Annotated in this window: 8 protein-coding genes; 5 read left to right on the top strand and 3 right to left on the bottom strand. The window is 57.9% G+C overall.

What is annotated here, in order from left to right; translation table 11 throughout:
• Together AC0L21_RS34225 and AC0L21_RS34220 are read left to right on the top strand one after the other, a co-directional pair.
• A partial coding sequence (locus AC0L21_RS34225; protein ID WP_473266105.1) for a VCBS domain-containing protein occupies positions 1-2,148 on the top strand: 2,148 nt, incomplete at its 5' end.
• A gap of 28 nt (positions 2,149-2,176) precedes the next feature.
• Entirely contained in the window at positions 2,177-2,428 is a 252-nt protein-coding gene (locus AC0L21_RS34220) for an H-NS family nucleoid-associated regulatory protein (protein ID WP_083843201.1), read from the top strand.
• 227 nt (positions 2,429-2,655) lie between these two features.
• Here the strand turns inward: AC0L21_RS34220 and rfbD are convergent, their stop codons facing one another.
• The gene (rfbD, locus tag AC0L21_RS34215; protein ID WP_473266102.1) at positions 2,656-3,558 is read right to left on the bottom strand and encodes a dTDP-4-dehydrorhamnose reductase; all 903 of its coding nucleotides are present in this window, start codon (positions 3,556-3,558) and stop codon (positions 2,656-2,658) included.
• Entirely contained in the window at positions 3,558-4,112 is a 555-nt protein-coding gene (gene rfbC, locus AC0L21_RS34210; RefSeq protein WP_456765765.1) for a dTDP-4-dehydrorhamnose 3,5-epimerase, read from the bottom strand. Before rfbC ends, rfbD begins: the two co-directional genes overlap by 1 nt.
• 106 nt (positions 4,113-4,218) lie before the next feature.
• Between rfbC and rfbA the strand changes: the two genes are divergently transcribed.
• Both rfbA and rfbB read left to right on the top strand, forming a co-directional pair.
• Positions 4,219-5,094 carry a glucose-1-phosphate thymidylyltransferase RfbA gene (rfbA, locus tag AC0L21_RS34205; protein WP_456765766.1) on the top strand — a complete coding sequence of 292 codons (876 nt, stop codon included), beginning with the start codon at positions 4,219-4,221 and terminating at the stop codon, positions 5,092-5,094.
• 24 nt (positions 5,095-5,118) lie between these two features.
• On the top strand, positions 5,119-6,186 hold the full coding sequence (gene rfbB / locus AC0L21_RS34200; protein ID WP_473266098.1) for a dTDP-glucose 4,6-dehydratase: 1,068 nt from the start codon (positions 5,119-5,121) through the stop codon (positions 6,184-6,186).
• 29 nt (positions 6,187-6,215) lie between these two features.
• Here rfbB and AC0L21_RS34195 read toward each other — a convergent pair whose 3' ends face one another.
• Positions 6,216-6,983 carry a galactosyltransferase-related protein gene (locus AC0L21_RS34195; RefSeq protein ID WP_473266096.1) on the bottom strand — a complete coding sequence of 256 codons (768 nt, stop codon included), beginning with the start codon at positions 6,981-6,983 and terminating at the stop codon, positions 6,216-6,218.
• 331 nt (positions 6,984-7,314) lie between these two features.
• Between AC0L21_RS34195 and AC0L21_RS34190 the strand changes: the two genes are divergently transcribed.
• Positions 7,315-10,668 carry a tetratricopeptide repeat protein gene (locus tag AC0L21_RS34190; RefSeq protein ID WP_473266093.1) on the top strand — a complete coding sequence of 1,118 codons (3,354 nt, stop codon included), beginning with the start codon at positions 7,315-7,317 and terminating at the stop codon, positions 10,666-10,668.
• Positions 10,669-11,285 lie beyond the last annotated feature (617 nt).

Raw genomic sequence — 11,285 nt, 5'->3', positions numbered from 1 at the left:
GTGAAGTCGGCCGATGGCACCGCTTCGCAGCTCATCGACGTCACCATCACCGGCAGCAACGATGCCGCGGTGATCTCGGGAACAGCGGTTGGCGCAGTCAAGGAAGACGGCAAACTGACCGCGTGTGGTACGCTCACGGTCCAGGACATCGACACCGGGCAAGACCACTTCCAGACCCCAGCATCTCTCGCCGGGACCTACGGCGCGTTCACCTTCGATCCTGCCAACGGCGAATGGAGCTACGCGCTCGATAACTCCGCCGCCAAGGTCCAGGCACTCGCCGGCGGCCAGACTGTGCACGACACCTTGACTGTGAAATCGGCTGACGGCACCGCTTCGCAACTGATCGACATTACTATTGCTGGAAGCAACGATGCCGCGGTGATCTCAGGCAAGCTGAGCGGCAATGTGGAGATACCCGATGACGGCCCGGGCAGCGGCAAGTTAATAGATACCGGCAAAGTAACCGACACCGACATCGACAATACTCCCAATACCTTCATACCGAAGCCTGCCGGGTCGGCCACTAGCAACGGCTACGGCACTTATCAACTGACGGCGTCCGGCATTTGGACCTATACGCTCAATTATTCAAACCCGACGGTACACAGGCTCGATGAAGGCCAACATCTCAAAGACACCTTCACCGTTCAGACCATTGATGGCACTGCCAAGGTCGTGACAATTACGATCAGCGATGATGATCCGCCGCATCGAGCTCCGGCTGGCGTCGCTGGCTCCGAAATCAATCTCGGTTTAGCCGACCCGTTCTTGCAATCTGGCGCCACAGTCACTGTCACACTCGCCGGCGTTGCGGACGACTGGATCGTAACCCATGGAGTTCGAAGCGCTGATGGTACTTGGTCGGTGCAAACAGCCGATCCCGGATCTCTGTCGATAACAACACCGGGTACTTTCGAAGGCGCCGCGCTTCTGAAAATAACTGAAGTGGTAACCACGCAGGACGGTACAAGTACGAACCACGTCGTGGCTGACAATGTTGAAGCTTACGCCCAAGGAACACCGATCTTCGCCTATGCAGGCGACGATTTCCTTACGGCGGCGAGCGGTCATGACTTGATCGTGTTCTCGCAACCTATTGGTCATGACCTACTCTACAATTTTGATGTTCGTGCCGATCAAATCGATCTGATCGGCTTTTCCGCCACCGACTTCGGCGCCGTTCAAGCGCACATGCTGGACGATGTCTCCGGCAGCGCCGTCATTGCGTTGGGTGACGAGCAATCTATTACGCTATCCGGCATCTCATCGTCTTCGCTAACGGCAAGCAATTTCGTTTTCGATCTGGCACCATCGTTCAGCAATGTTGGTACGATGTCAGTTTCTGACGGAGCCTTACTCCCGATCAGTGGAGAAATGAACAATACCGGCACCGTCCTAGTAAGCGCGGCAGGCGACGAAACCATCGTGCAGCTCATTCAACCCGGATTGACGCTTAAGGGGGGCGGGCAATTTTTGCTCTCGGATGATAACAGCAACATCATTTCGGGAACGAGCCCGAATGTCACCCTGAACAACGAGGACAACATCATCTCCGGTGCAGGCCAATTGGGCAACGGACAACTGAACTTCATCAACGCCGGCAACGTCAACGCGACAGGCAACCAACCGCTTACCATCGACACTGGCTCGAATGTGATCCACAACGCGGGAATTTTGGAGGCTTCTGGACCAGGAGGCCTGATCGTTGTCAGCGCAGTCGACAATTCGGGCTTCCTCTGGGCAAATGCTGCCAATCTGACGGTCAAAGGTGCCGTTAGCGGAAACGGCACAGCGATTATCGATGGCCCAGGCCAGCTTGAGTTCGAGGCCGCTTCAAATGCCAACGTGGTTTTTGGCCTGGCTAGTGGCGGCACCCTGTCGCTCGGAGATGCCTTCCATTTCAACGGTACGATTTCAGGGTTCAACGATTTGGACGTTATCGAGTTGAACAACTTCAACCCCGATTCAGCCACTATCAGTTACGTCCAGAATGCGAACACCGGCGGCACGCTAACCATCGCAAACGGAGCAGAAGTCGCTCACCTGACTCTTCTTGGCGACTACACTGCGGACTCTTTCAATCTTGTTTCCGATTTACCGGGCCACGCGCTGGTCACGTACGCCCACCAAGGGATCATCTCATAAGCATTTTTTTTGCATCGGGGAGGTAGCGATGAGGGACTATCAATCCATGTCGTTGGACGACCTCTTGCTTCATCATCATGAAATTAGCGAGACGATCCAACAACGAACCAATCTAAAATCTCACCTGACCAAGCCGCGGAAGCCATATCCGCGTGTCCGTCCAAAATACCGAAACCCAAACAACCCGTCACAGACGTGGTGTGGACGCGGTAGTCAGCCGCGATGGGTACATGACTTACTTGCGGCAGGAACAACACTTGAAGATTTAAAACTCAAATAGCCCATGATCCTGTCGGACGTCGGCCTTCGATGCTGACTTGTTCGATGCTGCGGTTTGAGGCGGCTCATGATCGCGACTCGACTTGAGCACCAGCAGCTCGGAGAGCTTCACCACCGCTTGCTCGCCTCTTTTGGCAGATCAGCAGGAGTTAGCTTTGCCAACCATCTGCTCGCTACGACCGATGACGATCAACGGCAGAAGCCCCCGGATCTTGAGAAGCGCCCGAATTATCCCAGCCGAATCAAACGATCGAGTTCACGGTGCATAGCCTGGCTCCAACCTGGCATCGACACACCGAAGGCCTGGCGGAGCCTTGACGTGTCCAGCCGCGAATTGGCAGGCCTGATTGCTTTGGTGGGAAACTCACTGGTGGCGATGGCGTGAATCGTCGCAGCCTTGACTGCCTGACCTCTCATTTTGAGGCCATCCACGATCGCTGTTGCGAAGCCATGCCAGGAGGTTGTGCCGGCGTTTGCCAGATGGACGAGCCCCTCTGCCGCCGCGAAATCCTCGGCCAAATCCGCAGTGTTTTTGCGTCGATCAATGATGGCCGATGTCGCCTCTGCGATTGAAGCCGCCGCCGTTGGGGCGCCAAACTGGTCCGCCACCACCCGCAATTCGTCACGTTCACGCGCCAGACGCGTCATCGTGCGAAGGAAGTTTGTTCCCTGTGCGGCGTACACCCAGGACGTTCGCAAAATGAGGTGGGCTGCGCCAGATGCCTGGATTGCTCGCTCTCCCTCCCACTTGCTACGCCCATAACTTGAGAGGGGTCCGCATCTGTCCCCTTCGCGCCAGGGTGTCTCGCCCGATCCATCGAAGACATAGTCTGTAGAGAAATGGATCAGGGGAACGTTACGTTTACGGGCCCAAGCGGCCATGGCGGCGGGAGATGCTGCGTTCACGCGCAGAGCGAGTTCTGCCTCATCCTCCGCCTTGTCGACGGCTGTGTAAGCAGCTGGATTAACGATGAGGTCGGGCGCTAGGCCATCTAACGCTTCAGCTACGGTCTCGGGCCGAGAAAGATCGAGTTCCGCACGCTGCGGCGCCAAGACCATGTGCGAAGTATTCAGCAGAGGCAACAGCGCTCCACCAACCTGCCCACTGGTCCCGGTCAGAAGGATTCGCATTACACTTGCCCGTAAGTCGGCAAATTCTTCACGTCCGCGAGCAAAGGCGCCTCCGCGTCACGCGGCGACAATGACGGGTTGGGAATGCCCCAATCGATCCCGATGGCGGGATCATCCCAACGGACGACAAGTTCGTCCTTTGGGCTGTAGAGATCATCGCATTTGTAAAAAAAATCCGCCGTTTCAGACAGCACCGCGAACCCGTGCGCGAAACCTCGAGGCACCCACAATTGCCTCCGATTTTCCTCGCTAAGTTCAACCGCCACATGCCGCCCGAAATTCGGACTTCCAACACGGACATCCACAGCAACATCCAATACCGTGCCCCGCACGACACTGACGAGCTTGCCTTGTGTCGAGGGGTTTTGGAGGTGAAGGCCGCGAAGCACCCCATAGGACGACCGCGACATGTTATCCTGTACGAACGGGCGGCTGACACCGTGTTCGGCATAGCGGTCGAACCGGTAGGTTTCGAGGAAAAAGCCCCGCTGGTCACCAAACAGCTTGGGTTCAATAACCAAAACCTCAGGAAGCGTAGTCGCAATAACATTCATTGTGATATATGAGGGGCTCGAAAACCTTGTTTACTCTAGATTTATAGCGAACTTGTGCCGGCTATTCCATCTGATACGTTTTAATTGGTAAATTTGTGAGAGGGCCATGAAGGGCATCATACTCGCCGGCGGAACTGGCTCGCGCCTCTACCCCGTGACAACCGTTGTATCCAAGCAATTGCTTCCGGTTTTCGACAAGCCGATGATCTATTATCCCCTTTCCACGCTGATGCTGGCGGGGATTCGCGACATTCTGATCATTTCAACCCCTCTGGATAAACCTCTGTTTCAACGCCTGCTCGGCGACGGATCAGACATCGGCGTACGGTTCTCATACGAAAGCCAGGACGCTCCCCGTGGATTGGCTGACGCCTTCATCGTCGGCCGCGAATTTGTAGGCCAGGATTCGGTCGCCCTGATCCTAGGCGACAACATCTTTTACGGCCATGGCCTTCCAGAGATGCTCGCCCACGCCGGGGCGCGAAAAAAGGGCGCGACCGTGTTTGGCTATTACGTGAACACGCCTGAGCAATATGGTGTCGTCGAGCTCGATACCACCGGCCGAGCGTTGTCAATCGAGGAAAAGCCCAAGCAACCCAAATCTAACGTCGCGGTTACGGGCCTTTATTTCTACGACAATGACGTCCTGGACATCGCCGCGAATGTGAAGCCGTCCGCCCGCGGAGAAATCGAAATCACCGACGTCAACAACGCCTATCTCGAGCGCGGTGACCTCTTTGTCGAGGTGCTCGGGCGCGGATTTGCGTGGCTTGATACGGGTACGCATGCCTCTCTCGTGGAGGCCAGTCACTTCGTACAGATTCTGGAGCAGCGCCAGAGCTTGCGGGTCGCTTGCCCTGAGGAAATTGCCTTGCGGCAGGGCTACATCTCTCTGAAAGCGTTTGAGAAAGTGGCAGAGAAGACGGCCAAGAGTAGTTACGGCGAATACTTGAAATCGGTTGCCCGGTCTTTCCAACAGTAATTTCAATCACGGAGGGCGCTCCAGATGCGCTTCAAAGGCTCAACGATCTTCGTGACTGGGGGGGCCGGCTTCATCGGCTCTGCCGTGGTGCGACATTTGTTACGCGATACACATGCGCGCGTTGTCAACATCGATAAGCTTACCTACGCGGCTAATCTCGACTCCTTACCTGGCGCCGAAGGCAATCCGCATTATCAATTCGAGAAGCAGTGCATTTGCGAAGGCGCGTTACTTCGCAAGTTGTTCGAGAAGTATCAACCTGACGCGGTGATGAATCTCGCCGCCGAGAGCCATGTCGACCGCTCGATCGATGGTCCAGGTGAATTTGTTCAGACCAACATCGTCGGCACTTTCACGATTCTGCAGGAGACGCTACGCCATTGGCGAACCCTCTCCGCCGAGAAGCGTGCGGCGTTCCGCTTCCTCCACATCTCCACCGACGAGGTCTTTGGCTCGCTAGGCGATGAAGGGCTCTTCACGGAGACGACAGCCTACGCCCCGAACTCCCCCTACTCTGCCAGCAAAGCTTCGTCTGATCATCTGGTACGCGCTTGGCGGGAGACTTACGATCTGCCGACGCTGGTGACGAATTGTTCGAACAATTACGGGCCGTTTCACTTTCCGGAGAAGCTGATCCCGCACATGATCATCAAGGGTCTCGCGGGTGAACCGTTGCCGGTCTACGGCGACGGCAAGAATATCCGCGACTGGCTCTATGTCGAGGATCATGCCAAGGCTCTGACCACGGTTCTCGAACGCGGCAACATCGGCGAGACCTATAACGTCGGTGGCCGTAATGAACGTACCAATCTGCAGGTCGTCCAGACAATCTGTGACCTACTCGATGACATGGCTCCCACAAGCGACGGATCGCGCCGTCACCTCATTTCGTTCGTTACTGACCGTCCCGGCCACGATCATCGCTATGCAATCGACGCATCAAAGCTCGAGCGACAACTTGGCTGGCGCGCGGAAGAAACTTTTGAAAGCGGAATCGAGAAGACCGTGAAGTGGTATCTCGATCAAAAGCCGTGGTGGGCCGCAATTTTGGAACGGGGCTATACGGCCAAGCGCGTAGGCATAAAGCTTTAGATCTGCGGCATCAGTCCTAAGCTGACTTTTTAGCCCTCTGCCGGTTGCGGCTGATGGAGGGGTTCAACCAAGATGTGCTCCACAACAATATTGCCGCTGTTCTCCAAGTGACGCCGCGAATGGACCCTCTGAATGCGCGTTAAATTCGATAAACCATCGCGCATCCAGAACTCATCAGTTTTTCGCTTGCGAATGAAGCCTTGCACTTGCTCAAACCACAGATCCACATAACGAAGTCTGTTTCTAACATGCGCTGGCGTGGGTTCTCCATCCGGAAAGCTTCCGGCATCAACATGAGCTAAGCGCCTGAAGCGACCCGCGCGATGCTCGATGCTGCACCCAACTCGCAGCAGCCTCTCTCGAAGATCCACGTCCTCGAACCCCCATCCCCAATAGTCGTTCGAAAACCCATTCGCCGAGCTAAAGTGCTCCTTGCTCATTAAAACGACTGCGCTAAAGAGCTGCCGGATAAATTCCGGGGTGAAGCTAGAGTTGAGCCCGTCCGATATTACCATCGCAGGCCTCTCTGCCAGGCGATAGTCCGCGTCTTCGGGCAAGAGGTCTACGTCATGGAAACAGACATAATCGACGTCTGGCGCCATTGCCTGAAATCCAACGTTGTTGACGAAGCCGCGATTGAACGGAAGATTGCCGGCCTGCTCTGAAATCATAATCCGGACGGCAACTGTCGAGCAGAGCGCGTCCCGAACAAAGAAGGCCAGTAAGTGCGGAATGAGTGCCGCAAGGTGTTCCGCCCTGTCGCGATAGGGAACAATGATCCCGAGAGTTTTCGGCATTCATTTCCACCTTACAGGCGGCATACGGCGGTCACCGAGTGATACACCGCCATTCAGCCCCTGCTAGAATTAAGTCCAATCCCGTTTTTGGGTATATAGACCGTCTATTCATGGTAGAGCCGACAGTAAAGTTCATTTTTCACGGCCGAAATTAACCTTCTGACGCCGGTCCATTTTTCCTCAGCTAGGGCCGTGTTAAATAGATTCGTTGACCGGCCATATTGGCTCCCCTCATCTAAGTCATTCGATGCAAGGTCCATTAGAAAATAGCGAAGCAACCGAGAAGTTGGCCGGACGTTCAGCTCCAGACGCCGCCGAAACTGCGCGGAGCTTGATCGAGCAAGGCCGCCAACTCCGGAAAGGCAATGATCGTGTCGGATCGCTGGCGGCGTTTGCCCGGGCAACCGATGCTGACCCTTCGAACGTAACCGCTGCGATCGAATGCGGCTATGATCATCTTCACCTCGTCCAGATCCCCGAGGCACGGGACGCTTTCGAGCGCGGCCTTGCGCTCGATGCGGACAACAAGTCAGGCCTGATCGGCTTGGGTCACACCTTCAGGCATCTACGTGATCTCGCGGAGGCCGAGCGCTGCTTTCAGCGCGTGCTCGAACTCGAGCCCGGTCATGCGGGCGCATCCATGGGGCTTGGTTATGCTTTGAAATCGCTGGGCCGCATCGATCAGGCGCTTGACGCGTTCCTGTCGGCCGCAAAGACCAGCCCCACGAACACTGCCGCGAAGGTCGAGGCTGCGAACATCCTTCGCGATAGCAACCGTATCGATGACGCCATTGCCCTGTTGCAAGACGTCATTGAGCAGGCCCCATCAAATGCGGGACATATCTCGGCTCTCGCGCGGCTGTTGAAGCAATCGGGCCGCAATCGGGAAGCGGCTGAGACGTTTCGAAAGCTCATTACGGTTGACCCCACCAACATTACTTATCGCATAGAACTGGGTCATATTCTTCGTGACATCGACGCCCTCGATGAGGCCCTCGAGGTATTGACCGCGGTCCTCGAGCAGGAGCCTGCGAATGCCAGTGCATGGGTCGCGATGGGCTGGCTGCATCGCAAGGCTGCAAGGCTGGACCCTGCCGCAGAGGCGTTCCGGCGTGCGGTTGACCTGCAACCGACAAATGCCGGGTCGCTGCACGCGCTTGGCATCAGCGAGCGAGACCGCGGCAACCATGGGGCTTCGCTGGACTGTTTCAACCGTGCTCGCGATGTCGATCCAAGGGCACTCTATATTCGGCAAGAGATCTGCAATTCGTTGCGAAATCTCGGACGTTTTGACGACGCCGCCGCCCAATACCGGGACGCCCTGAGGGATTGGCCGGCATCACGAGAGTTACACCTTGGACTGGGCTATGCGCTCCGAAGCGCCGGACGCAGCGACGAGGCCCTGACTGCTTTTGATGCGGCCGTGGGAGACGATCCGGCGCATCCGAACGCGCCCATCGAGGCCGGTCACGTGCTCTTGAAGCTCGGCCGGCCGACCGAAGCGGTTGAGCGTTTCCGGGAAGCGCTTACGCGCGCGCCGGGGAATCCGTCGGCCTTGGTAGGCCTTAGCTACGCACTTCGCCGCCTGGGGCAGTTAGATCAGGCCGAGACAGCCCTGCGCGAGGCGCTGGCCACACAACCAGACCATGGCGGCGCCCGCGTGGCGCTTGGTCATCTGCTTGACGCCCAATACCGGCTGGACGAAGCGGCCGAGCTGTTCTTGCAGGTCATCGCCAGCCAGCCCGATCACGCCGAGAGTTACGCAGCTCTCGGCAACATTCATCGGCGGCGCGGAGATCGCGATGCCGCGCTCGCGTCGTTCCGCCGGGCGGCGGCTGCTGAGCCAGCCAACGAAATGCGGCTCCTTGATGTGGCCGTCGAGCTGAGAGATCTGGGCCAGCTGGACGAGAGTGCCGCGGTCATCGATCGAGTGCTTGCCTCGGCTCCCACGGAAGCGCGTGCGTTGATGCAACGCGGCCAGCTGCTGCGCCGGCAGGACCGCCGGGACGAAGCGCTGGTGGTGTTCAAGCAGCTGATCGCCCATCACCCGGACAATGCCCAAGCGATGGTTGAAGCGGCGAGCGAGGAGCGTGCGCTTGGCCGGCCGCAGCTTGCGACGCAATGGCTTGATCAAGCCCTTGTCGCCGAGGCCGATCACGTCGGAGCCCTCGTAGGGCTCGCCGAATTGGCTATGCAAAGCGACGATGCAGAAGGGGCGCTGGAGATTTATCGCCGCGCAGCGGCCGCACATCCTACAAATGTTTGGGCATGGCTTGGCGGTGCGCGAGCTGCTTTCGAAGCGGGCTCGCGCGATGAAGCTTTCCGCTTGATCGCAGAAGCTCGTGAGCGGCTCGGATCGCATCCCGAGATGGCTGGGATGGAAATCGAGCTGCTGCGCCAACTGCGAGAATGGACCCGGGCGCAAGAGACGATCGATCAGGCTTTGGCCGAGGCGCCGCGTCCAAATTTCTGGCTCTGGTCGCATAAGGTCCAGATAGCGACCATGACCGGCGACTACGTGCTGGCCGAGCAGGAGTTGAATGGCCCGACGCCGGCCTCGAGCGTAACCGACCACGCGCGGGTCGAGTTGCTTCGCGGGCAGCTTGCCGAGGCCAGATTCGCCTACGGCGAGTCGATCCCGGCCTATCAGGAGGCCATTCGCCTCAATCCCAGCGATGCATGGGCCCATTTCGAGCTCGCGCGCGCGGCATTGATGAGCCTCGACATCGACACATCACGGAAAGCGCTCGCGAACTTCATTCGTGTCAGCAGATCCTCGCTTCTCCTCAAAGGTCAGTCCCTCAGCCCGTCGCAAAATCACGTCGGACAATTGCTCGACGAGTTCGTCCTGGATGCCGACGCCTTGGCGGAACTGCAAAGCATCTTGTCTGGCGATCCCGCAGTTCAATTCGGCCGATTGCGAGCGATGCTCGCGGCTTATCCGGACTACACGCCAGCTGCGATGCTTCTGGCGATCGCGCTGCGCCAAAATGGCCAATTTGTAATACCGCCCAAATCGGATCCGGGAGCTCAGAGTCCAATCCCGCGGCACATCGTGCAATTCTGGGATCGGGATCCGCCGGAGGATGTGACTGAGCTGATGGGATCGTGGCGGGAGCTCAACCCAAGTCACCGCTGGACTTGTTTCGATAATGACAGCGCGAGAGAATTCCTCAGGCGTGAATTCGGTGTGCAGGTCCTTCGTGCCTACGATCGCGCCGTCGTGCCGGCTCAACAGGCCGACCTGTTCCGCCTCGCCTGGCTTGCGGCGCGAGGCGGCATCTATGCCGATGCCGACGACCGATGCCTTGCAACGATCGACAGCTATCTTCATCCAGAGGCGACACTTGCAGTGCATCAGGAGAACTACGGTTCGATCGGCAACAATTTCATCGCCGTGACGCCGGAGCACCCTGTCATCGTCCGCGCCCTCGATATGGGCACCGCGGCCATGAACCGCGGCGATACCGATCTGGTTTGGCTTTCAACAGGCCCAGGTCTCCTGACCCGCGCATTTGCGCTGGAGTGGGCAAGCGGACGCCCCGGCGGCCTTCTCAGACGCACGCAAGTACTCGATCTCGGCCATCTCCAGCGCGTTATCGGCATCCACTGTCCTGTCCGGTACAAGTCGACAGACAAGCACTGGAGCCGCACGGCGTTTCGCCGAAAAGGGAAGCCACGCTAACCGAGCTCTAAAAGGTCATCTCCATTCTGGCAGGAGGTTTATCATTGTCTAATCCACCCTCGCATTGGACGTTACCTTGGCGCAGCCGGGTCGCAAACGAATTCGACCAGGACAAATTCGTCTTCTTCTTGACGCCCTCTATGGGCTGTTCGAGGAGCCCGCTGGGTCGGCGCCGACGGATTGAGGCAGGTCACTGCAACAGCGTAGCCCTCTCGCCAAGGCGCTGAAGGCGGAAGCGCTGGCGAGACGCAGTTTGAGCGCAGTCGGACGCAGCTGCAGATCGACCTCCGGGGGCACCGGGCCGAGATGAGAGGCGCGAAACTCACGGCGTTCGTGTTCATCTCAACAAGGCGATTAGCCTGTCATTGAACTGAACCGATCGCTCATCGCGTCGTGGCGCACACGAGCGCCCGAGGATTGTCCATCAAGACCGAGCGCCGTGAATGTGCTCTCCAGCCGGCAAACCGATCCCACGCCGCTGCTCTAGGTGTCGCAGGCGGCAGCCAACCCAAGCTTTCTCAGGAGCGGCGCAAACCGATCGTTTGGGCATTCCTTCGCCAAGCTCGCTTGAACTACTTCGGCAGCTCGCTTGACCCGCTTCTTTGCGACGCCCGCGT

This window comes from Bradyrhizobium sp. WSM4873 (assembly GCF_055811355.1).
This window is presented reverse-complemented; position numbering and strand designations above follow the sequence as displayed.

Coding starts and splice junctions, on each gene's coding strand:
- rfbA (WP_456765766.1), top strand. CDS start 4,219: ATGAAGGGCATCATACTCGCCGGCGGAACTGGCTCGCGCCTCTACCCC.
- rfbB (WP_473266098.1), top strand. CDS start 5,119: ATGCGCTTCAAAGGCTCAACGATCTTCGTGACTGGGGGGGCCGGCTTC.
- AC0L21_RS34220 (WP_083843201.1), top strand. CDS start 2,177: ATGAGGGACTATCAATCCATGTCGTTGGACGACCTCTTGCTTCATCAT.
- rfbC (WP_456765765.1), bottom strand. CDS start 4,112: ATGAATGTTATTGCGACTACGCTTCCTGAGGTTTTGGTTATTGAACCC.
- AC0L21_RS34195 (WP_473266096.1), bottom strand. CDS start 6,983: ATGCCGAAAACTCTCGGGATCATTGTTCCCTATCGCGACAGGGCGGAA.
- rfbD (WP_473266102.1), bottom strand. CDS start 3,558: ATGCGAATCCTTCTGACCGGGACCAGTGGGCAGGTTGGTGGAGCGCTG.